This is a genomic window from Paenibacillus xylanexedens (assembly GCF_007676705.1).
Classification (GTDB): Bacteria; Bacillota; Bacilli; order Paenibacillales; family Paenibacillaceae; genus Paenibacillus; species Paenibacillus xylanexedens_C.
On the sequence record NZ_VEBF01000003.1, the window covers coordinates 465,531 to 489,574 of the forward strand.

19 protein-coding genes and 1 pseudogene are annotated in these 24,044 nt (G+C 48.9%); 3 read left to right on the plus strand and 17 right to left on the minus strand.

Annotation, left to right across the window (positions count from 1 at the left end):
* Positions 1–273: 273 nt before the first annotated feature.
* Positions 274–789: a DUF2179 domain-containing protein gene (locus FS628_RS19935; RefSeq protein ID WP_091012544.1), complete on the minus strand. Its 516-nt coding sequence runs from the start codon at positions 787–789 to the stop codon at positions 274–276.
* Between the two features lie 345 nt (positions 790–1,134).
* On the opposite strand from FS628_RS19935, the gene FS628_RS19940 reads away from it, so the two are divergent.
* Positions 1,135–2,349, plus strand: a complete 1,215-nt coding sequence (locus FS628_RS19940) for a Leu/Phe/Val dehydrogenase (protein WP_145324785.1) — start codon at positions 1,135–1,137, stop codon at positions 2,347–2,349.
* Positions 2,350–3,056: 707 nt separating this feature from the next.
* On the opposite strand, the gene FS628_RS19945 is transcribed toward FS628_RS19940, so the two are convergent.
* The 10 genes from FS628_RS19945 to FS628_RS19990 all read right to left on the minus strand — a co-directional run bounded on the left by FS628_RS19945 (position 3,057) and on the right by FS628_RS19990 (position 14,138).
* On the minus strand, positions 3,057–4,724 hold the full coding sequence (locus tag FS628_RS19945; protein ID WP_145324786.1) for a hypothetical protein: 1,668 nt from the start codon (positions 4,722–4,724) through the stop codon (positions 3,057–3,059).
* A gap of 1 nt (position 4,725) precedes the next feature.
* Positions 4,726–5,517: an ABC transporter ATP-binding protein gene (locus FS628_RS19950; RefSeq protein ID WP_145324787.1), complete on the minus strand. Its 792-nt coding sequence runs from the start codon at positions 5,515–5,517 to the stop codon at positions 4,726–4,728.
* A 234-nt stretch (positions 5,518–5,751) separates the two neighbouring features.
* Positions 5,752–7,260, minus strand: a complete 1,509-nt coding sequence (locus FS628_RS19955) for an RICIN domain-containing protein (RefSeq protein ID WP_260871121.1) — start codon at positions 7,258–7,260, stop codon at positions 5,752–5,754.
* A 362-nt stretch (positions 7,261–7,622) separates the two neighbouring features.
* Positions 7,623–8,249, minus strand: a complete 627-nt coding sequence (locus FS628_RS19960; RefSeq protein ID WP_222125266.1) for a PepSY domain-containing protein — start codon at positions 8,247–8,249, stop codon at positions 7,623–7,625.
* A gap of 240 nt (positions 8,250–8,489) precedes the next feature.
* Positions 8,490–9,290 (minus strand): PepSY domain-containing protein, encoded by an 801-nt coding sequence (locus tag FS628_RS19965; RefSeq protein WP_186327890.1) that lies wholly within the window; start codon positions 9,288–9,290, stop codon positions 8,490–8,492.
* Positions 9,291–9,368: 78 nt separating this feature from the next.
* On the minus strand, positions 9,369–10,745 hold the full coding sequence (locus tag FS628_RS19970; protein ID WP_145324790.1) for a sensor histidine kinase: 1,377 nt from the start codon (positions 10,743–10,745) through the stop codon (positions 9,369–9,371).
* Complete coding sequence (locus tag FS628_RS19975) at positions 10,742–11,491, minus strand: response regulator transcription factor (RefSeq protein WP_145324791.1); 750 nt, start codon at positions 11,489–11,491, stop codon at positions 10,742–10,744. The genes FS628_RS19970 and FS628_RS19975 overlap by 4 nt, the downstream gene beginning before the upstream one ends.
* Positions 11,492–11,546: 55 nt before the next feature.
* Positions 11,547–12,191 (minus strand): SDR family oxidoreductase, encoded by a 645-nt coding sequence (locus tag FS628_RS19980; protein WP_145324792.1) that lies wholly within the window; start codon positions 12,189–12,191, stop codon positions 11,547–11,549.
* 294 nt (positions 12,192–12,485) lie between these two features.
* Positions 12,486–13,667 carry an NAD(P)/FAD-dependent oxidoreductase gene (locus FS628_RS19985; RefSeq protein WP_036606574.1) on the minus strand — a complete coding sequence of 394 codons (1,182 nt, stop codon included), beginning with the start codon at positions 13,665–13,667 and terminating at the stop codon, positions 12,486–12,488.
* Positions 13,668–13,691: 24 nt separating this feature from the next.
* Positions 13,692–14,138, minus strand: coding sequence for a DUF1641 domain-containing protein (locus tag FS628_RS19990; protein WP_017691658.1), 447 nt, complete (start codon positions 14,136–14,138; stop codon positions 13,692–13,694).
* 686 nt (positions 14,139–14,824) lie between these two features.
* On the opposite strand from FS628_RS19990, the gene FS628_RS19995 reads away from it, so the two are divergent.
* Positions 14,825–14,998 (plus strand): CsbD family protein, encoded by a 174-nt coding sequence (locus tag FS628_RS19995; RefSeq protein ID WP_017691655.1) that lies wholly within the window; start codon positions 14,825–14,827, stop codon positions 14,996–14,998.
* Positions 14,999–15,163: 165 nt separating this feature from the next.
* Here the strand turns inward: FS628_RS19995 and FS628_RS20000 are convergent, their stop codons facing one another.
* Positions 15,164–16,165 carry an NAD-dependent epimerase/dehydratase family protein gene (locus tag FS628_RS20000; protein WP_186327891.1) on the minus strand — a complete coding sequence of 334 codons (1,002 nt, stop codon included), beginning with the start codon at positions 16,163–16,165 and terminating at the stop codon, positions 15,164–15,166.
* 152 nt (positions 16,166–16,317) lie between these two features.
* Between FS628_RS20000 and FS628_RS20005 the strand changes: the two genes are divergently transcribed.
* On the plus strand, positions 16,318–16,836 hold the full coding sequence (locus tag FS628_RS20005; protein WP_145324793.1) for a cupin domain-containing protein: 519 nt from the start codon (positions 16,318–16,320) through the stop codon (positions 16,834–16,836).
* Positions 16,837–17,113: 277 nt separating this feature from the next.
* On the opposite strand, the gene FS628_RS20010 is transcribed toward FS628_RS20005, so the two are convergent.
* From FS628_RS20010 to FS628_RS20030, 5 genes and pseudogenes are all read right to left on the minus strand, one after another.
* Positions 17,114–18,193: a DUF1835 domain-containing protein gene (locus FS628_RS20010; RefSeq protein WP_145324794.1), complete on the minus strand. Its 1,080-nt coding sequence runs from the start codon at positions 18,191–18,193 to the stop codon at positions 17,114–17,116.
* A gap of 69 nt (positions 18,194–18,262) precedes the next feature.
* Positions 18,263–18,922 (minus strand): TVP38/TMEM64 family protein, encoded by a 660-nt coding sequence (locus tag FS628_RS20015; protein ID WP_145324795.1) that lies wholly within the window; start codon positions 18,920–18,922, stop codon positions 18,263–18,265.
* Between the two features lie 271 nt (positions 18,923–19,193).
* Positions 19,194–19,637: pseudogene (locus tag FS628_RS20020) on the minus strand (HNH endonuclease); the annotation flags it as partial.
* A gap of 1,579 nt (positions 19,638–21,216) precedes the next feature.
* Positions 21,217–22,392, minus strand: coding sequence for an acyltransferase (locus FS628_RS20025; RefSeq protein ID WP_145324796.1), 1,176 nt, complete (start codon positions 22,390–22,392; stop codon positions 21,217–21,219).
* 279 nt (positions 22,393–22,671) lie between these two features.
* Entirely contained in the window at positions 22,672–24,018 is a 1,347-nt protein-coding gene (locus tag FS628_RS20030) for a cryptochrome/photolyase family protein (RefSeq protein ID WP_145324797.1), read from the minus strand.
* Positions 24,019–24,044: the final 26 nt, after the last annotated feature.

Below are 24,044 nucleotides of genomic sequence, written 5' to 3' on the forward strand. Positions count from 1 at the left end.
GAAATATAATGATTACATTCGCCCATCGCTGCCATGCCGTGTTACGAAGGACATGTTCTCAATGTACATATTGAAAGCGATTACAACAATAATCCCTATCTCACATGTAGGCGGGAATGGCTGGTACAGAAAGGATTGTACTATAAGCAACCTTGAATCGTACGGAGTTAACTTGGGGAGTGAGGTTTCAGGGATACGTCGAGGCAACTAGAAAATGTCGGATGGGATGAAACCAAAAAAGCAGGACTGCATCTGCTGCAGACCTGCTCGATTTTACTTTTTAATGGAACGTGTCCAGAAGCCGCCATGGAACTGTTTGGGCTCTACGGTGATGACAAATGCTTTGGGGTCCAGACTGAGAATCGTCTGATAGAGCAGTTTCTGGTTTTTCCGTTTCGCCAGAATCTCCATCACGAGCCGATCTCCATCACGTCCACTACCCACCCAGGCCGTAACGCCGTAGCCTTTGTCCCGCAGGGCATTCGCAACGTTGCTTCCCATCTGGTTACAGATTACTTTAACGGTAACGTAACCAAGGGCAATCTTCTCTTCGATCCAGGCCCCGAGTAACACACCGAGCCCATAACCTACCGCGTAGACGATCAGGGCAGAAGGTTGGGTTAGATACTTGAGCACCAGATTCAGACCGAGCACATAGATCACAATCTCACCCATGCTGATCAGTGCGGCGATATATTTCTGTCCTTTGAGTGTCAGAATCATCCGTAATGTATAAGCCGATACGTATACAATCTGGATCAAAAAGATAAATACCAATATTTTAAACAATCACAATCCCTCTTTCCTGGCCTTCACAGCTAACTTGGCCCTCTGCTGCATATCCTCAACGATTTCGTTTCTTCCATGCTTCCTGTACGTTCGCTCTATCTCCATCATTGGACGTTATGCCCTCATTCTAAACGGTTGAATGTAAATCCGTAGGCATTTTCTACTCTCCGGCATGCCGGAACTGCCATTATAGAACCGTTTGTACCGATTATCAACCCGGCGGAGGTCCCAGGGTCGAAAACTCGTGTCTGTGAATATGCTATATCGTCATATAGCCGAGCACGCTCGCGCAAGATAGCAGGTTAGTACCAGGTTGGAAGGGTCAAAACAAAAGGGGGTACCGTCATGCAGTTATGGCAGGAGATGGAGCGGGAAGGCATGGAGGAACTCATTTTTTGCCATGATGCAGATAGTGGATTGAGGGCAGTCATTGCCATTCATAGTACAGCCCTTGGACCTGCACTGGGCGGATGCCGTTACTGGACGTATGCGTCCCAAGAAGAAGCTGTTCGGGATGCCGTAAAGCTTGCCAAAGGCATGACGTACAAAAATGCAATCTCTGGACTACCGTACGGCGGTGGAAAAGTGGTCGTATGGGATGTACCTTTTGCAAAGAATGCAAAACTGGATCAGGGGAGTCACGGGTCTCAAAGCGTTGAGCATGTTGCTGGGGACTTAGGGGTAGAGCAGCAAGAGCGGGTTGCCTCTGAACAGAAAGTCGCTGCCGATCAGGTGACGCATCTACAAGATAAAAGCCTGGATACGGACGTATCCAGGCGGGCGCAGCGCTTTCGTGCACTGGGACGTTGTCTGGAGCGGCTGAACGGGCGTTACGTGACCGGTCTTGATCTGGGTACCACGGCGACAGACATGGACCAGATCCGAATGGAGACCGCACATGTGACGGACACCACGGGTTCGCTTGGGGCGCAGGATGACTTCACTGCCGAGATGACCGCCTACGGCGTATACATCGGCATTGTGACCTCGCTGCGCCAGCAAGGCATTGCATCTTTGCAGGGCATTCCCGTTGCCGTCCAGGGACTGGGCAAGGTCGGGTATGCCCTGTGCCGTTACCTGCATGCAGCCGGGGCACGGCTCATTGTGGCAGACGTTGTACCGGAGCGTGTACAACGTGCCCTTGTGCAGTTCAGCGGCGCCATCTCGGCCGATCCGGCCCATATCCACGCCGCTGACTGCAAGGTCTTCGCCCCCTGTGCCCTAGGGGGCGTACTGACCCCGGCAACGGTGGAGGAGCTGCGCTGCTCCATCGTTGCCGGGGCGGCCAACAACCAGCTGAGTGAACGACAGCTGGTTGCAGGCCGCATGCAGGCGCGCGGCATTCTGTACGCACCTGATTATGTGCTCAACGCAGGCGGAATCATCTCCACCGCCTACGAGCTGGAAGGCGCCGGGCCTGACCTGATCCTCCAGAACGTGGCGGGGATTGCAGGCACGCTGAGCAAGGTATACGCTGAGGCTACGCAATCTGCAATCTCTACAGCCGATGCAGCCGATCGGCTGGCGGAATCCATCCTCCGAGCAAGCCATAAAAAATAGGTCGCCCCACTCTGCCTAAAGATGCAGATAAAGAACCGTTCCAAAATAGGACCCTAAGCTGTAAACAAGTCCAGAACCATCCCGTATTAGCTTACTCGCTTCTACCACAATTCACGCCGGGTGATTGTGCACTCATGCATTCACACACACCTGAACTAATATTCGCTTGCTGGGCACGACGCTACTGCTAGTCCTTATCACTACACTGGACACAGCTTCTGTATGCAAACATCCTGCCACCCAAGTATATTCATACCACCAACACATTCGCCGCCACGCTATTGGTTCAAAGTTATAATATAACTGGAACTCATCATAGGCTTCGCTCGATTTCAATATTTCGACGTACTCAAAGAGTGCCTCCACTGCTTCACTCCATTCTAACGAACCTGATACACGTTATTAGCCCCTTTTAGCATGGATCTTAAATCTAACGAATCTCAGACACGTTATTGTGCATAGTTTGGTCCTTTTTCAAGCTAAATAACTACTTTTCAAGGATAGCGTTCCTGAGGTTCGTTAGAATTTATTTTTCTGATTATTCCCACCAATAGGTTGTCTCAGGTTCGTTAGCGTTGCGGGCGAAGGTTTCTTTGGGGGTAGCATCACTTATCAAAAGAGCTAACCTCGACATCAGCGTCTAGGTTAGCTCTTTTATCCTCTCTTATTGTTTAGCGCTATTACTCTCTTTCTCTACTACTCTATTCTCAAACTGCAACCGACCTCTTCTTCGCTGTCTTCTTCTCTCGAAACAGCAGCGTCCACAGCAACACATTCGCTACGATCAGTAGCGCACCATAGATCCATACGCCCCCTGACACTGATCGGAAAAAGACATGGACTCCCCATAACATGGCAAGCACAGGGAGGGCGGCAAATACATACCAACCATCACTTTGCTGCGCCATACTAAAGGATTGGGAGAACGGTGGCTTACGCAGCAACAATTTGCCTGCCAGTGGGACAAGCGCCGTAGCTGTAAGCATAATAATTGCAATATCCGGCAGTATCCGTAATCCAAATGTCCAGGTGAACAGAATGGCATTCGCCAGAAATATAGGCAGGAACATGTTGCACAAAAATGCCTTCAGAGCACCTTTGTATAACGCGCTATCATTTGCCATCGGTGCAGCGCGAAAGGTCCAGAACGCCTTATATTGTCCTGAAAATTTCAGCATGACTACAACCGTTACAGCCAGCATCAGTACGATGTAAAAGGTGTATACAAACGAACTTTGTCTAAACTCCGCCCAGGTAGAAGATTGCAATTCGGTGAACCAAAATACATAAGGTAAAACAAATGATAAACCAAGCGATGGATATACCTTCAGCTTGAATTCCCGTTCATTACGCATCATGCTGGCTGACAGACGGAAGCAAGCCTGTTCCTCTCTGGAACGACTGACCACCTTGGAGATCAACCGATCCCATCTTCCGCGTCTGCGTCCGGAGGACTGACCCGAATGTGCCATTTTTTCCAAATACAATTCAAAGGAAGGCATAAGCTTCACATATACGATCATACTCACCACAGGAACCAAGACTGCAAGTGCTGTGAACGTATAGATCCACACATTCCCGCCCCCTGCAAATAACCATTCATATGCGGCCGCATACCACAACGGAGGCAACAGCAACTGCCACCATGCCGGGGTAAATACCATACCAAAGTCAATAATGCTGAACGAACGGATGACCAGCTGATAACCGATCGCAATCCCCACGGAAAGCAGAATCTGCACCATATTGATCATATCCTTCAGCTTCTCACCATCCAGAAACTTCATCATGAACAGATAGATCAGGGACGTTGTCACCAGAATCAGCATATTGATCAGAATCAGTTCTACAAGGAAAATCAGAAAGAATCCGATCCCATGCGTCACCAACGCGGCAATTAGCGGTATACCGGTTAATGAACCCGTCAGCAATAGCAGATATACGCCCGCATGGATGGCTCGGGCCATCCCCACCGTTCGTCCATTAACGGGCTTGGTCATAATAATATTACGATCCCGGATGTCCAGCAGCACGGAGGAAAAATCCGAGATCATAGACGTCATGATCATAAACATTAATATGCCAAACACAAGTCCCATCTGAAGCATGAAATGCCCCGTATCCCAGACGATGAAGGGAACCATCATCAGTCCCATTAATCCATACAACCACAGGGAACGAAGAAACTGATTACCTTCCTTGCGCTCCTTTTTCCCTGAATTGTTGGATAAAATGGTAGGTACTCTGCGTTGATCCATCTGGAACTTCACTCGCAAAATCAAACGCAGCACATCATAATCAGCCCCTGTTCTGGCGATGAGCGGACGAAAGCGATCCAGAATCTTGAGCGTGCGGAAGTCGGAGGATTCCTCCATATCAGTACACCTCCTGCACAATCGATACAAAACGCTCCGCAATAGCTTTATGTTCATTGAAGCCCGTCAATTGATTGAATACTTCCTCCAATGTCAATGAACCTTCCATGGACTGCTGTTGGAGCTGCTTGAACGTACCGTCTGCTACCACGCGTCCTTCAGCGATCAGTACAATTCGACTGCTGATCTTCTCCACCACATCCATGATGTGGGACGAATAGAAGATGGTTGTGCCTTTGGCTGACAATTGTGACAAAATCTCTTTGACCACCATCACACTATTGGCATCCAATCCGCTGAGTGGTTCATCCAGAAATAGCAGATCCGGGTCGTGCAGCAGCGCAGAGATCAACAGCACTTTCTGACGCATACCTTTGGAAAAGGATGCAATGCGGGAATGATATGATTTTTCCAGTCCAAAACAATCCATTAAGAGCTTGGCTTTGTAATCCGCATCTTCATAGGACATACCGTATAACTCTCCCGTAAAAGTCAGATACTCCGCAGGCGTTAATTGTTCGTACAATTCCGCCACCTCCGGAACATAGCCAATTCTGCGCTTATACTCTACATCCCCATCCGCAATATCTTTACCAAAGATTCGCACCGTGCCTACATATCCTTCAACCAGCCCGAGTAAAATCTTAACCGTCGTACTTTTGCCAGCCCCATTTGGACCAATATATCCAATCATCTCACCGCGATTCACTTCCAAATCGATGCCGTTCAGCACATAACGTCCGTTGTATCTCATACGCAAGCTTTCAATTGATAGCACTTGTTGTTCACTCACTTCGTTATCCAGCTCCTGTCTCTATCTTTTTCTACAATTCTACTAGTTTACCACAGATTGGGATGGTAATGATCGGAAATAGGTCACGATATGAGCCATCGTCTGGATATCCCCTTCGAGTAAAAGCATCACGTAACAAGCGTGAATACATCATAAAGCCCCTGTCCCACCTTATGGTAAGAGACAAGGGCTTACACGTTATGTTGAACCTTATTTTATAATATTTAAAACGTCTTATTGCATCTTAACAATCTGAAAATGCTGATTCGTACCCCCATTATCCGTCCACTGGATGGCCGCAGCACCATCTGCCAAGGATTGACTGGAAATGTCCAACACCTTGCCTGTACTGCGGTTTTTCAGTTTATAATAACCACCACCTACACTGACGAGCTGCCATTGCTGGCTGGCCCAGCCACCATCATTCCACTGTTCAATGACAGCCCCATCGGTTGTGGCACCATTCTCCACCCCAATCAGTCTACCACTGGAACGATTGATGATTTTGACATAGCCGCCACCCGCATCGGTAATCTGCCATTGCTGACTTGTCGTCCCCCCATCTGATCGCTGCTCCAGATCCGCACCATTAGCGGCGGAACCACCAATGACATTTAGCAATTTGTTACTCTTACGGCTAATCAGCTGATATGAAGCATTCGGGTCCCATACATCCGGGGTACTCGCTCCAGTCACAGCCCCTGTTGTTGTATCTATCGTAATACTGCTGGCCCAGTTCATCGCCAGACTGGTTGCGCTCGGGAACGAGAGGGGCAGCCAGACATACTTGGAATCCTGCACGGGCCCGCTCCAGGCACCCGCCCAGCGATCACCCATGTAGAGATAGGATGTGGTCTGTGATCCCTCTACCGGAACAACATAGGTGGATTGAGAACCATACGTTGTGCTGTCTCCAAAATTGCTAAGACCGCTCCATGTACCTGTAATGCTGGAGGCTGTGGCATATTTGGCCTGATTCGGATTCCAGCCAGTCGCACCCGAGGTGATCAGGAAGTAGATGCCGTCTTTTTTGAACATAGCAGGCGCTTCACGATATTGTCCGGGCCACAGTGTTGTGACAAGGGATTCCACTCCCAGGAAATCCGGGGTCAGCTTATATATATTCAGATCTGCATTCACTCGGGTCGCAGAGATCAGATAAGCGGTTCCGTTATCGTTGTATACCGTCATGTCTCTGGAATCATACCCAAGTGGACGATAACTGCCCACATACGTGTAGTTGCCATCAACCGTATTCGAAGTAGCTACCGCCACTCGGGCCTCGCCATAATCCAGACCATTCTCCTTGTGCATCCACAGCACATATTTGCCAGTCGAACTGTTATAGAGGACCTTCGGGCGTTCAATGTTGGAGATATTTAACTCGGTAGCCGAGCTGCTGGTCAGCACATCATTGCGATACTCCCAGTTCTTCAGATCCGATGAACGATACACGGACACTGCCTTGAACGTTCCATTCGTATTGCGGTTCTCTCCAAACCAGTAATAATACCCGTTTGCCTTGATCATCCCGCCCCCATGGGCATGAACGACATTGCCATTGGTATCCTTGAACTGTATCCCGTTCGTTACACTAAGCGGAGCAGCTGAAGCATCCGGTCCGGGTGCAAGCAGCATACCTATGGATTGCAGCGCCAAAACCAAAGCAAGCAGATAACTTAAGCGCCGGGTAAAGCGATGTGAATGTGTATTCTTTTTCAACCATTCATCGTTCATAGCCATATCGTAATGCACCTCCATGTTTTTTATGAAGCGCTTACATAAAATTAAAATCGATATGTCTCATCTGCCTCCGATCGATGATGCATTATAGCATTAGAATTCTTGGCAAGACTGGCTAGGCATTCACCTCCCTGACTCTGATTGTATGCGCCACGTCCCTGTTCGCATAGTGAACAATCCGGCTGAACATGTACAATTTCATACTCCGCTCTCTCCATAGACAGCAAAAAGACGCTTCCCCCGAGGCGTCCTCTGCTATACCTGCCCTGCCCTCCATGATGTAACTGTCTCTGGCTGTGTGTGGCTGTTCGTGGGCAGGTGCATGATATGATGTTTTATCGGCGTATACTCGCCCTTATTGCTTAATCTTCGTCGTCAAAATCTTGGTCGAACGACAACACTTTGCCTGTGTTGGCATCGATATCTACATCCGCTTCACCTTGAGCGGTTCTCAGCTCGATCTCATACACATAACGACCATCATCATGATCCAGCTCGACTTTGGTGACTTTACCACCTGTCACCTGCTTCAATGCAATGTTTGAAGCTTGGGATGCCGTCAATTTGACCTGCTTGGAAGCAGAGGTGTTAGATGTGTCGCTTGTTACAGTACCTTGATAATCATCGTCGTCATCGTAGTCTTCATCATTCACGACTGCAAGAATTTTACCTGTGTAGGCATCCAGACGAACGACAACATCATTGTTTCCTTTTCTGTCGATCTCAATTTCATAGAACGTTTGGCCGTTTCTACGCTCCAGATCCACGTCATCCACTTTACCATCGGCTGCTTTCAACGCTAGCGCTTTCGCTTGTGATGCATTCAGCATTTTGCCTGTGCTGTTCTGATTCTGTGTTACAGATTGCGTTGTTGATGTTGGTGTAGTTTGCACCGATTGTCCGTTCACATTCCCGCTAGCCGCTACGGCTGATCCACCAAGTAATACGGCTGCTGACAAGCTACCAATCCAAAGTTTATGTTTGTTCATCATCATCATTCATCTCCTCGTTTGTTGTTTTCGTTCTCGTCTACATTTATAGAATAACCTGCAGGAATGAGAGATCAGCGAGAGTTAGATTAGAATTTGATGAGAAAATGAGGAGAGTACTCATTTAACAGGTGTTCATTCTGCATGTAATCTAAACTAAATGAAAAAGATGACCCCTAAATTAGGAATCATCTGTTCAACAAGGTGACACTCTATATTCAATGGGTTCCTGTACAAGTGTTAATCCTCGTCCTCATCCCAAGTCACGGAACGAATCACTCCCGAGATGGCATTCACTTGCACAATGGCCTCCCGGCCATCCTCCAGATCAATCTCAACCAGGTAATATGGATTCCCACTATTGGTTCCACGCAGTTCGATGTCGTCCACTTCTCCCGGGACCTCTGCAAGTGCCTTCTGCTTCGCTTGCTTTTCACTCAGAAACTGAGGCTTGGGATCTTCCTTGGTCGGTTCAGTTGTCGGTGCTGCTATTGTTTTGGAGGATATCGTCTCTCCGGTATATGGATCAATCGTGAGTTCTTCACGGCTGTTATCCTTTGCCTTCACTACCGCGGTGTATACCGGACTGCCCTCTTGCTCCACAAGTTCAAGGGAGACCAATTGGTCATCCGTTTGTTGTTTTAACAGCGCCGTCTTGATCTGCTCGCGGCTCCATAACGTCTTCTCTTCCGCTTGCGGATTGGACTCCAGTCGTTTGATGGAATTCACAGTGGCTGTAACGGCATCCACTTGCACATCATACAGTCCGGTCTCCGAGCGAAGCTGCATAATGTACGTCCCGTCCTTCAGCGTAGAATTCACAATCTCCCCTGGATATTGATCCAGTACGGATTGAGCTGCTGCATCTGCCGTAAGCACCGCACCAGTCGTTTGCCACGGCTTCCACCAAGCAACAACTGCCACAATCAGCACAACCAGAATTCCTGCACTCCACCAGAGTGATCTTCGCGATTTAGCCCATCCGCTGTTCCCTTGTTCTTCCCGTTTCATTTCCGGTGGTCGCTGCTCATGCTCTGTCATCACGTTTCCCCCTATGCACTCTCTTATCATCCCCAGTTGATCTGATGCTTATCAGTATATAAGAGAAGAATGAGAATTTCATGAGAGCGGTCCGTTCTGAACCGATAGGGGCAAAATAATCGAAGCTTCGGTCCCTTCACCCTCGGTGCTGGTCAGTTCAATTCGGGCTCCCACTGCACCGGCAAGTTCTTTGGCAAGAGATAACCCCAGACCTGAACCGCTTGCACCTCCACTGCGTGTTCTGGCCGGATCAACCCGGTAGAATCGGTCAAATACCTTCTCCAGCTCATCATCCCGCATACCAATCCCGGTATCCACGATCCGAATACGGCACTCTTGTCCCTTGGCTTCCAGCCTGACTTCAATCGCATCTTCACTATACTTACGGGCATTATCCAGCAAAATAAACAACAACTGCTTCAGCTTGCTCTCATCGCTGATCGCCCAGATTGGACCCGAATCTTCACACCGGACTTCGCGGTGATAGGCTTCGCGAAACGCACGTGTGGAGTCTGTTGCCAGTCTTGTGATATCCACACGCGCCAACTGCACATTCCACTGCTCTGGCTGCTTCGCGAGCAGTAGCAGTTGCTCGGTCATCTCCCGCATACGGACAGATTCGGACAGAATCGCTTCCACCGCTTCATCAAATACCTCGGGCCGCTCTTTTCCTCGCCGCTGTAGCAGACTGGCATAACTCTCAATAATGGTCAGTGGAGTTTTGAGCTCATGAGATGCATCGGATACGAATCGTTCCTGTCGTTCAAAGTTCGATTCGAGCAGGTCCATCATCCGGTTGAACGTCTGCCCCATCGTTTTCAGTTCATCCTTCGATCCTTCCTCCAGTGGAAGACGCTTGAATTGGCCGCTGGACTGAATGTCACTCATCGTTCGTGTCATCTGCTGAATCGGTCTGGTCATCCGGTTCGCCAGAATCCGACTGGAGATAATGGCTGGGATGAGAGCAATAATCGTGACCGCCACAAGCACGGTTCGCAGTACAGAAAGGCGATTCTCTGTCTCTGCAACGCTCTCGGTGACCTGCACATTCACCACCTCGCCATCTGGCCAGATGACCGGGACTGAAACCCATACATACCCAATCTGTTCCACTTGGGTATACTCTGACTTCTTCTCACTTTCGTACTTATAAGGCAGCTTGCTGAGCTGCTCAGAAGCTGCTGTTGTCGTCACCGGGGAACTGGTGCCGTCTTCATTGACGATCCGAAGCATGCCGTTCACAGGCGCGTAGGCCCGCAGCAAGTCGTCCGGCGGAATAGAGCCGGCAGACTGACGCACTCCTTTGACAATGGACTCCGCTTCCGCCTCCACCCGATTAACCTCGTTATCAATCGACATCCGCTCAAACACGATATAGACGGACAGGTTCACCGCGATTAACAGCACAGCAAATAATACAGACGAATATCCGTAGATTTTACTGCGCAGGCTCATAACTGTTCCTTCAGGACGTATCCTACGCCACGTACGGTATGTATTAAAGGGGGAGTGAATCCGTTATCCACCTTTTTGCGCACATAACGGATATACACATCCACCACATTGGTATCTCCATAATAATCGTATCCCCAAACAGCCTGCACAATCTGGTCACGACTGAGCACCTGACGTTGATTCTGAAGCAGGTACACCAGCAGGTCGAACTCACGCGGAGTAAGCTCAATAGGCACACCATCTCGAAATACCTCTCGCGTTCCTTCATGCAGTTTCAATCCGGCAGCCGTTAACCAGCCCTCAGCTTCATCCTTATACCCAGACGAGTCATTCCCTGCACTAGATGTAGAAGATGAAGCAGAAGAAGCAACGGACGCGACTGCACTAAGCCGTAATGCGGCCCGAACTCTGGCTAGTAATTCTTCAATCTGAAACGGCTTGGTGATGTAGTCATTGGCTCCGAGATCAAGACCAGATACCTTATCTTCCACGGAATCTTTGGCGGTTAGCATAATGATCGGAACTGCAGCATCTTTGGCCCGAACTCGGCGCAATACCTCAATTCCACTCAGACCAGGCAGCATCACATCAAGCAGAATCAGATCCCACTGTCCTTCCGCATACTTCTCCAACCCTTCTGTTCCACTACCTGCCTTGCCCACCTGATATCCCTCATACTGTAATTCCAGTTCAAGCAGACGTGCTATTTTGGGCTCATCCTCTATGACCAGCACGGCTTCGTTCATGCAGCGCTCCCCCTCATTCCCATCATTTCATTCTCCCGTTATCTTACAACACTATCTACAGTTTGCCCAAAGCATCTTCTACGGGATGATCCCCGGCAATCAGATCAAAGGCCATCCGGTACGTCTTCTCTTCGTGCAAAGAAGCCACAATGACGCGGGCCACATCTTCACGCGGGATGCTTCCCGGCTCCAGATCCGTTCCAACTGCAATCTTGCCCGTGCCCGGTTCATTCTCCAGACCACCAGGACGAATAATAGTGTAATTCAGATCACTTGCAAACAGTGCACGATCCGCATAATGTTTGGCCACGTAATATGGCTTGATGGACTCTGACCATTTCTCCCGTTGATCTGCGCCATACGCACTGACCAGAATATATCTGGAGATTCCTTGCTTCTCTGCGGCTTCCATCGTCTTCACCGCACCGTCGAGATCAATAAGCAGCGTTTTGTCCTGACCGGTAGATCCGCCAGAACCCGCCGTAAACACAATGGCATTATGATCCTTCATTGCCTCAGCCAAGTCCTCAACACTGCCCTCCAGATCACCGATCACCACATCTGCACCGAGTTCCTTCAGCGCATCCGCCTGCTCCGGTTTGCGGATCATGGCCGTTACTTTATGTTTGCCTTCCTGCACCAGCTGCTCCACCACAAACTTGCCGATTTGTCCATTTGCTCCTATAACTAAAACGTTCATACGTCATTTCTCCTCTCAGTTGAACGGACGCTTGTTGCGGCTACCCGTTCCTTTTATTTAGAGATGCTCATCCTATAATTTAAACGAAAGCCGGCGCTTCTAAGCGCCGGCTTCCAGGTCATGTCGTTCCATATTCCCTTGTCCCATTAATATACCATATACCCTATGTGGTTTATACGCGACCTCACATGGACCACTTCTGCTGGTCCCTTTTCACATCTGCATACCTGTGATTCTTTTAACCCTCACAACAAAAAAGGACGCCCAAAAGGGCGCCCTTGAATAGCATGAAGATTAGTAAGCCAGTGCGAACAAACCGTGAATGTGAGCCAGGTAACGGATGTTACTTGCTTCTTTCATCATGGTTGCAGGCAGACCTTTCAGACGAGTCTGGTTGCCACCGATCATGCCGACAGCATCTTTACGACCCAGACTTCCCAGCGTACCGGAGAATACTGGTGTGAAGGATTCCATTGCGCCACCTTTGAACATTACGCCCAGGTTGTGACCAATGGTTTCACCCATTTGCCAAGCCAATTGTGCTGTTGGAGGGTAAGGGCGAGCGCCTTCGCTAGGGAAGACCACTGCGCTGTCACCAGCAACAAACACGTCTTTGTGAGAAGTAGATTGCAGAACTTCCGTAACTTTCGCACGGCCACGATCCACTTCAATTCCGCTGTTAGCAACAACCGCGTTGCCTTGTACGCCACCTGTCCATACGAGTGTGTTCGTAGGGATGGAACTGCCGTCTTTCAGCAGAACTTCGTTTTCTTTCATCTCAGTAATCGCTACGCCAACGATGAAGTTAACGCCACGTTTCTCAAGACTCGATTTTGCACGCTCAACCAGCTCTGGCGGGAATCCTGCCAGAATGGATGGACCTGCTTCAACCGTGTACAGGGATACTTCTTTGAAGTCGATCCCTTTTTCTTGACATACTGCAGGAAGCAGGTCAGCGAATTCGCCAACAAGCTCAATACCTGTCAAGCCGCCGCCACCAATAACAAACGTAGCGTCTGCTTTGTTGCCGGACTGTTTGTACGCATCAAGACGCGCTTCAACATGTGCACGAATACGGTTTGCATCGCTAACCGATTTGAGCGTGAAGCTGTACTCTTGCAATCCCGGAATTCCGAAGAATGCCGTTTCGCTGCCCAGGGCAACGACGAGTGCATCGTAAGAGTATGTGGAGCCGCTGGTCATCAGAACTTTCTTCTCGTCCGGCTTGATTGTATCCACCGTATCGATTTTCAAGTTCACGTTTTTGCCACGCAGCAATTTTTCGAGCGGAAGAGCTACTGCTTGCTCAGCAATGCTTCCCGCTGCAAGACGGTGCAGTTCCGTGATAATTTGGTGTGTAGGGTAACGGTTCACGACAGTAATTGTCGCTTCTTCCGGAGACAAGTATTGACGCGCAGTCAATGCAGTCAACAGACCGCCGTATCCTCCACCCAAGATCAAAATTTGCTTCGACATATCCATCCTCCGTTCTTCTAAGTCTTAACGTTTCGGTTGTTGACGCTCGTTCAAGATGCTCAGGAAAGATTGAGCAAAACGAAGCGATTGTTGTACGTTTGGATCTTTGAGCATTTTCAGCATAGCGAACAAGCCAACTGAAGTTTGCTCTGTTTGCGCACGGTCATTGGCTTCGATGGCAGCAGAAGCTACACCTTTAGCTTTGTCTACAACAGGCTTAGCGAACTCACCCATCGCGCTCATTGTGTCGCTGATCAGAACTTTGTCTGTTGCTACACTTTGTGCAAAGTCATAAGCTTTCGTCATAGCAGTAACCATTTCAGCCAATTTAGGCAGGTTCTCCACCAGAACGGTTAAAGACTCCTGTACCTCAGGCTTCATCAGTTGATCCAGAACGTCCAAGGACTGGCGCTCGGAAACGTTGGCACCTTCTGTAACTGGCACCTCTTGTTGAGTAGGCGATTGTGACATAAGAGAAAGTCCTCCTTTACTTTGGGATAGAAGTCCGCGACTTTCATGATGCCTGTCAAGCAGAGCCGAACCACAAAATACATCGAATACATCTAAATGTACCAAATTTCACACAATAGGATGAGCGTAGCTCATGGCCACTCCCATATCATGCATTGTATCTTGGATCTATTGCGGACAACATGTGTTGACGCACAAAACGACAAGCAGGCCGAAACCGAACTCTATACCCTTATATTACACCTCTTACACATGAACATGAAAAAGAAATTTTTTACACTTGTGAAGATATTGTGAACATTGTAACAAAATCGATTTTTTTGTCAACCCATGCAGGCAAGCTAACGCTGCCGATCTTCCTGTCCAAGATCCGTATTCCTACCACATGTGGTATTAAGACAAGATCACATATGACCAGATGTGCGATATGTACACAAGGAAGGATTGGTTTATCGATATCCACAGGAATTGTTTTCCAAATTCAATCATCTCGCGCAACGAAATTGGTCACTGTCGTTATTATGCAGCGATGAGCACAGCCTTATTCCATTATTGAGACATCTTTTCTATTTCAAGTATGAACCTCTTGCGCCGCGAATGCAAAATTTGTATCAAACCTCTTTTGTTTAGAATGCTGGCATCCCGGTTAATTAGGACTACACCAGACAACGAAGGAGATGTTCGATATGAGTAATTCAACTAGCGATAAAATCAAAGCAGGCGTAAACAAGGCCAAAGGCGAAGTGAAGGATCAGATCGGTAATGCAACCAACAACAGATCCCTTCAGGCTGAGGGTAAAAAAGACAAAGCCAAAGGTGCTGTACAGGATAAAATTGCCGACGTTAAAAGAGATCACTAGATTCTTTTGATGCAAAAGTCAGAAAGCACGAAGATTTCGTGCAATAGATCGTTTTAAAATAGCCTAACCGTCCGTGTTCGGATGAATCCGTATATGTGACGGAGGCGCAAAAAAGCCAAGGAAGGTGTTACTCAATACACCCTTCCCTGGCTTTTTTTGTGCAATTTATACAGCTGGAACTGCGTACCTTGCCATATCGATAATGAAACTGCGCGTCTCTCTTGTTGTATGATATTCACGGCTGAACTGTCTCACCCATTCAGGATGTGCCTGGTACCAACGGAAGGTTCTTTCCAATCCCTGCTCTAGGTTAATTTGCGGTAGCCATCCCAATTCCGCTCTTAACCTGCCTGAATGCACGACCAGACTGGATCCTCTGGACTGGGTTGGTTCCTGCTCCCGGATCTCTACAGCAGCTACGGATCGATCCATCGGTTTCAACAATTCCCCGATTTCCTGCATGGTTGTCCCAATCCCTGTTGAGATGTTATACACTTGCCCGTCTTTGCCTTTCAGCATAATCTGTTCAATAGCCCGGAGCGCATCATCCACATACAAAAAATCCCTCACTGCCGATCCCTGGATATCCAGAGGCAGTCCATCCAGCATCCGACCGAAGTTTCGGGGAATAACACGGTCTGGCAATTGCCATGGACCATAGAGGTTGGTCAAACGGAAGAGTTTGACTGGAAGCTGGTAACATTGAGCGTATGAATGAGCAAGCATTTCACAGGCGACTTTGGACGCGGAATAAGGAGAGACGGGTGCATACGGATCCGATTCATGATAGACTCTGCCCCAATCGCCGCCATAAACTTCAACGGATGAGGCCAGCAAGACCGGTATGTGATGTTCCGTAGCATATTGAAGGATAGCCTGTGTGCTGAGCGTATTATTGCGGAAAACTTCCCCTGGCTGATGATACGAATAATCCACATGTGGCATGGCAGCCAGATGAATAATGTAATCCGTTCCTGCAGGCAGCTGAATCCGATCTGATGCAAGGTCACAACAGATGAAAGGCATCTCATGCAGAGGAGAGATATGAACAAGCCTCTGACAATAATCATCCCGATCCAAAAGGGTAATTCGATGCCCCTTTTGGGCCAAATACTGTGAAAGATTAAATCCCAAAAATCCAGAAGCCCCTGTAATCACAATGTTCACACACGATTCCCCCTTGCGATTTATACAACGAGTGCATTGAAGAGAGTTTATGTACTGAGTATAACCTTAAAATGATACATTTTGTATCATTTTACAATTGTTTTTTGTTTGTCCTTGAGGTTATCGGGTAATTTAAAGTGAGGTGATATGAGATGACTGAACGGAAAAAGGACATAGAGACGTTATTTCTTCAGGATGACGGTGTAATTCCCAATCATCCGACCCTGCCTGTGCTTCTGTATAAGAACATTTGGGCAGAGGAGGCCCTTCACGCAGAGTCGTTGCTGAACCGTAATGGATGGGGAAATAGCTGGTTGAATGGTGTGTTCAATTATCATCATTATCATAGTAATGCTCATGAGGCTCTTGCTGTGGTGAGTGGATTCGTGAAACTGATTTTAGGCGGAGAAAATGGTCAGAAAGTTTACCTTCAAACAGGCGACGTTGTCGTGCTTCCCGCTGGAACAGGGCATAAACGTCTGGAGTCCAGCGCTGATTTTCGTATTGCCGGTGCTTATCCGGGCGGCATGAGTTACAACACACGCACAGGTGAGGAAGGCGAGCGACACAAGGCTCTTCAGGAGATTCAAGAGGTTCCAATCCCGCATACTGATCCGGTCTATGGACAAGATGGGCCTCTAATGGAACTCTGGAATGGGAAGAAATCATAATACAAATGATGATCATAAAGACGAATGTTATTGGACAATGCACAAGCGAAGTTGGTTCAGTACTTAACGAGAAACAAATAGACTGTTCCCCGGACATGTAGGAGTCACTCACCGGTGGAACAGTCTATTTAAGTGTTAAGTCTGAACAGCTGGTATCGGAGACACTTCGTGATCATCTTCCTGTATGCGGAAGGAAGTGCTCAAATCTTCCGTCTTATTTCAAACTTTGCGATCTTGTCGCTTACTTTCTATCTGTGCGTTTCAGCCTTAGTCCCTTTCAGTGCTCGGCAAGCCGAACACTGTAATACCTCATTGCAAGTGGCTTTCCATCCATCTCAAGTTGGCCTTGCAGCACCAGTTGTCGTAGACGGTACTCCACGAACGCATCACTTATATGCTGGCTACTCGTACCAATCACTTCACCCACAATACGAGCTGCTCGGATATACTTGCCTGGCTCCCAGTTCGGTGTCAGTTCCCTCACCTTCTGCATAATGTACTCGTCCAACGCATCTTCAGTTAAGCTCCGAATCGCGCCATTCTCCACCATACGTAATAGCCCAGGCTGTACCGAAAGTTCCAGCCAATCCTGTTCCAGCTGGAGGCGTTCTTCTTTGGACAGCGGCTCTTGCTCGGAGCAGACGTGCCACATCGCCAGAAGCTTTTCCGGAAGAATCTCGCCTGTGTGGAGCACATCGTATTGAATGTCAGGACGATTGAATAATTGCTGATATAAGCCACTCGTCTCGATAAGATATATGGGACTCTCGCTGTTCCGCAATAGATACATGGCGTAGAGCAGTCCCGTCTTCTCCCGTGCATTATTCGCATACCAGATGATGATTGAAGTCCTGTCATCAATAGACTGTAGTCTGGTGTTGAGTTCAGACAACGAGTCCAGTTCATGCATGGCGTATGCCTCACGGTCATTGAGACACATTCGTTCGGTCAGCCAGAGATGCCTGCGTTGCAAGTCTGCACGCCGGGTCAGATCACCTAACGGCCCTACCGCATAATTATCATCTATAGAGAAAAAGCTCCGTTTTTCCTGATCAGGTAATGTACTCATTCCCATTTTCAGACTACTCAGAGGTGATTCTCCAAACGTAATATGAATTTCATTTGGCTTGTCGACCTCGGCGAGAGCTTGTTGTTCCAGACGCCCCAGATCAAAAGGAGTATCCATATTCCGAAACAGTGACTGTACCGCGTCCGCAAAATCCACCTTTTCGCATTGCTCTTCCTGCCGCTTGACCACTGATTCAGATTTCATATAGACATAACGCAGCAATGAACGAAGTTCATCTTCTTTCATGCGATTTAACATTCGGCTGAATGCATACATATCGTCAATCATGTTGATCCTCCCCCATGCAAGCGTCAATATTCAAAAAAAATTATATATCTGCACTCATAACTTCTTTTATTACGATGAAATCGATTTTCCAGAGGGTTGATTCAGATCATGTAGATCTTCACCATCTGACGATGACCGGGTAAAGTGTCGCTCCAGTTTGCGGCTTGCCCACAGGGATACTGCAATGAACAGCAATACGCCTACCCAGCGTACAGGGTGCTCCAGGAATTGTTCCACATTGGAACCAATATACGTAACAGAGAAGATCATGATCGCTTTACCACAGCCCACTGCCAGCAGGAAGGATAACAACCGCATTCGCGCGATACCTGCCGCCACATTAATAATGACGAATGGACCTACCGGGAAGATGCTCAGAAGAAAGACATAACCGAACGCGTTCCTCCGAATCCATACCATGCTGCGCTGCACACGGGGTTTGCGTGCCCATCGTTCCACAAAAGCGGACTTCCCGATCTCCCGTACGATCAGAAACGTAACGGTACAACCCAGAACCATGCCGATCCATGAATATAAAAACCCTGCCCACAGACCGTATACCGCACCGTTCACGCCCACAATTAATAGCGTTGGCAGTGGCGGCACAAATGATTTCATAAACGTAAGCAAAATTCCCGGTAACGGGCCCAAAGAGCGAAACTTCTCCAGCCAGAAACGAATATTTTCTTCCGTGATATATGACATAATGTCCAATGCTGCCGGGGTCATCTGCATCCATCCAATCTATACAGTCTACTTTCTAGTGTTGGTTATTCCACATGCAACTTCATCATTCAAACCAATGCTGAGACACATCCTAACTAACGTCCTCCCAGTATAACGTACATCTTCGATGAACACCGTTGTCAATTTGAAGAAATTATTGCACTGCAAACTTACTTCCCACCCAAATCAAAATTAAATCAAAAAAGCACACCTCGACCTCTTGTGGTCTTGGTGTGCTCTTCATATCGAAACCCCGATCCTTCTTTGGGGGCATTTATCCTTCTTCCAGCTGTGCTTCCTGCATTTCCAGTTCAATCAATTCTGCCTGATGTGCTGCATTCCATTCCGGAATGCCTGAACGCATGAACTCTTCGGCATCCATCGCTGCTTTGGACTGGTTGCACAGATTGCAGGCGCAGACACAGTTCAGCGGGGTGGTATGTCCACCTTTGGCACGCGGCAGCAGATGGTCAATCGTATCTCCATACGAACCACAGAAGTAACAGGTGTAGTGATCCCGGGTCAGAATATACCGCTTGAAATCCTTATTGCTGAACAATCGGCGAATCGTGTACCGATTGACCACCACAGCAGCTTTTTCCTTGACCAGCGTGACCGCAAGCTCCATGTCCACTTCCTGATGCCATCGTCTGCCCTTATCCGTCTTGCCTCGCATCCGTACCATACCTTGCCGGTTGGTCCGGAGCGAAGCCGGATCTTCCGGGTCGATGGCCACCGGGGTCGCCGGAGTCTGGCGGCGGGGACGGCCGTCCATTCCAGCTGCGTGACTGCGGCTGGAATGCGCGGGGCGCTGCCCTGATGTACCGCGGGCAGCGTCTTCGCCGTTCGCCTTGGGCGCACGCTCCTTGCGCGTTTGGCGCGGCTTGGACCCTGGCGAGCCAGGCTGGCGCACGGGCGCAGGAGGCCCTGCCTCCGCAGCAGCTCCCGGCGCTTGCCCGGGCTCGCGCCCGGTGGCGGCAGGCTGTGCCTCCGCCGCCTTAGGTGCAGCGACCGTGGTGGCATCGCCACGGTCGCTCAGGGCCGGCGCATGGGCCTCAGCAGCTACGCTGCGGGCCTGCCCTGCGCCGGGCGCGAGCGCGGCAGCACGCTTGCGGCGCCGCTTGCGCTTGCATTTGGCTGCGGTCTGTTGATCCGCAGCCATGGGCTCTGCTGCCAGGCCTTGCGGCTCAGCCGGCAGCAGAGCTTGGGCCGCCGCGGTCTGCTCGGCGGCCTGCACTGCAGCGGCAGCTCGCGCGCCTGCCCGCTGTGCAGTGCCCTTATCATTCGCAGCAGTATGGCCCTGCGAATGCCCTTCTTCCCCCCGCCAGCGCTCACGTGGCTGTGGATCAACCAAGACCTCATCTGCCGAGCCATCACGCTCTAAGCTCGTCTCCGGTTGCGCATTGCCGGTGAGAATCTCTGCACGTTTGCTCTTCCGGCGTCTTCTCCTCTTCTTCCGGTTGCCCGAGGAAGAAGTACCTGAAGAAGTCACCAAGTCAGCATGTTCGGGATGTCCATCCTCTGTAGAAGATGACTCTGCCAATGGCAATGAATCCATACGTCTCTCCCGCTCAGTCGTGGAAGCAGATCCCTGCTTCACATGAGCAGCCCGCTCTCGTTCATTCTTCGCTGAGGCAGACGGCCTGTCAGTAACCACACGGGTCTCCAAACCATCACGTGGACGCCCGATCTGTTCATTCGTTTGCCCGCTCACGCTTGAACCGGCATCGTGATCAGCCTGTCCACCGAGCTGACGACAGCTGCGACAGGCTCCCCGTCTGGCTCCGGGGCCAGACCGCTTCCCGGTTCTACGCCGGAATTCGGACATAGGCCGCTGTTGTCCGCAATACATACATGTCTTGGTCAATCGCGCTTCTTGTTCCGTCTTTCCTTGCCGGAAAGGGGCTGGCCCCGTCTCCATGTTGTCACCTCGGTTCCGAATGAATCCGGTTTCTTTCTATTGTATCACATCTGCTCGTGAACACCCTCATGGCCATAGGCCTGATAATCTTTCGAATTGTACTCCTGTGTCTGTTCACTGCATTCGTGAAGAATGTGTTCCACATATTCCAATATATCTTCCATCGGTCTCCCGCATTTATCACATGTTGTCATTATTCTCACCTTAATCCTGTTCTTAGAAAGTTTCGTTCCGCCTTATGATTACCCTCGTACATGATAAAGAAACACCCGTTCCCCACATCACACTCATATGAATAGACCAAAAAAACCGCTTCCTGCTCTCCCCTAAGGTCGACCAAGAAACGGTTTATTATTCCTCTAATTGGAAATGTATCTTAACGTACGTCCAATTGTCCCGAGTTCTGTTGTGGCGCGAGACGTGGTTTCGGTTTTGGCAGATTACCAAAGATCACCCATGCATATGGAACGAACCTTGCTGTCAATCCAACAACGATCCACGAAGCGATCAGAGCTACACCGAATCCTCCGGCATACCACAGATGCACTAACCAAGACACTCCTGTTTGCGGTGGATAATTCCGATACACCAGCAGGAAGAATGGATGGATCAGATAGATTCCAAAGGACAGTGCCCCAAGCCGGTTCAGCGGCTTTACGATCAGCGACGGCCCTTTGCGGTAGAGCAGATAAGAGATCTGGATGAGTACCAGCGCACAAGCGAAGGTATGCACATTCCAGAAAAATTCATACCACAGTGTGTTATACGTTGCGATCTTCAGACGCAGCTGATAATAGATGTACACATGGCCCAGTCCGGCAATGATCCACACCGCCCAGAGCAGAATCCATGAAGCTACGCGCCCTTTGGTTGCATTGGCCCGACTGATAACGAACCATTGCTTAATTTTAGGAAAGTACACCCCGATAAATGCCCCAAGCATAAAATAGGAAAAGTACGAGAACGCCCAGCTTCCCTTATTGGGTACCTGGAACCCATATTTATTACTTACGATGAATGCCCATTGAATCAATAATCCAATCGGTACAGACCATTTCACCACGGAGGGATACTTCTTGAGTAGCCACAACACCAATGGGAATAACAGATAGAATTGCATGTTAATAAACACAAAGTACAGATGTGTATAGGCCTTACCCGTAAACAATTTCGTAATGAAACTTACAGCCGATTCGCCGAACGGTCGGCCCTGATAATGCGTGAAATGCAGCAACACAAAATACATTAAGGAGAACAGGAAATACGGAAGCAAAATATACACAAATCTTTTCTTGTAAAAGTTACTTACGAGTTTCTTGTCCAGTGGACGGGAATAATAGTTATAGAACAGTACGAAACTGCTCATAAAAATAAAGGTTGGCGTACCATATTTCATAAAGATATTAATAAAGTTGTACAGCCAATAATAGCCCGAACCGGTCATGTCCACCGTCGCGTAAGAAGTGGAATGCACACTCAGTACGCCGATAATCGCCATGGCACGTACCAGATTCAGCTCCGGAATTCGCTCTCTTTTCAGTGTTTCACTCATGTTAACGTTTCTCCTTCATGTGTTCGTCAATATGTCAGATATGACTTAATACAATAAAGCTCTCTATCTATTAAAAGCCATAATGCTTAAGATGGGTAGTCCATTTTCTTAACAATTCCTAAATTTTCATCATATTTCACAGTATTTTCATGTCTATATATGTAAAAAAGACCGCGAGTACGCGGTCTATGCAACATCCTGCTTCCAACCAATGATTGTTGGTTCAACCGGTTGAGAATGGTAAATTTGGGTGTAGCATGAATTCGTCCCGAACTGAACCTACTTCTCACGACTCGCCAGAATCTGTTTGTACACGTCAATAGCTGCCTGCCTTGATGCCTTCAGATCGACAATGGCGTCCTTGCGCGGCTGATGGATGTCCTTGCTGTGCAGATCCTTCAGTTCAGGCAACCATCTGCGAATATAATCGCCTTGCGGATCATATTTCTCGGATTGTGTTACCGGATTGTTCACCCGAAAATACGGTGCTGCATTCTCACCAAGCGAGGCACACCATAACCAGTTACCACGGTTCTGAATATTGTCATAATCACGCAGCTTGCGTCTGAAATAGGCTTCGCCCAAAGTGAACGGGCATTGAAGGTTTTTGGTAAGGAACATCGCCGTAAGAATGCGCAAACGGTTCGGCATATGTCCAGTCTCATTCAGCTCCGTCATCGCTGCATCAATAATCGGAATGCCTGTCTCGGCCCCGCACCAACGTTCGAAGTGACCGTCATGGAGGGCCGAGAGATCGTACACCGTTTCATATGTAAAATAGTGACTCTCATAGACTGCCCGATACAGGTAGAAGTCGCGAAAGCACAGCTGCCTGATCCATTCCCCCGCCTCTGCCGTCCGGCTCGCTGCATCATACATCTTGCGAATGGATACAGCCCCCACTGCCACATAAGAACTGAGATGGCTTGGTTCGTAGGCCTCATATTCATCCCGATGATCACCGTATTCAGCAATTCGATCCGACAAAAATTGGTCCAGCAGCAGATGCGGGTCCTCATCATCTGAACCACTGGACTCCAGCAACTCTGAAGGTACACTCATCGCATCCGGCCATTCAATCTGGCGATCACTCACCTTCAAATCTGCAACCGTTGTTGCCGAAGGAGGATTGGGATGTTCATTCATGAATTCCACCCACCGCCGGTGGAAAGCCGCAAATACTTTATACGGCTCCGACTTGCCTGTAAAATGAGCAAATCCATTCAGATCCATCAGTAGATGATCCGTCAGTTGCGTGAACAGAACATCGTGCGCCTCACTTACCTTGCGTATGGCTCTGTCCCGCTCCATTGCATATGGCGTCATGTCCCGGTGGACCACAATCTCATCAATATCACCTTTGAATTCTTTTAAGATGAAATCAACCACCTCGGCCGGTTTACCATAAGCAACATGCAGTTTTCGTTTGGCTTCAAGATACTGCCTGGCTAGTTCCGCCGCATGCTGCCTGAAATTCACACCGCTGTGTTCCTTCTCTCGCCCTTGCCGCAGGAGAAAAGGATCGTAGATGAGTACATGTACACTCTCTTCTTCGTGTTCCCGTAAATAATCGAATGCGGCCAGATCATCTGTACGCAAGTCTTTACGGTGTATGAATAGCTTCATGCCTCACCCTCCTACCTGAACTCACG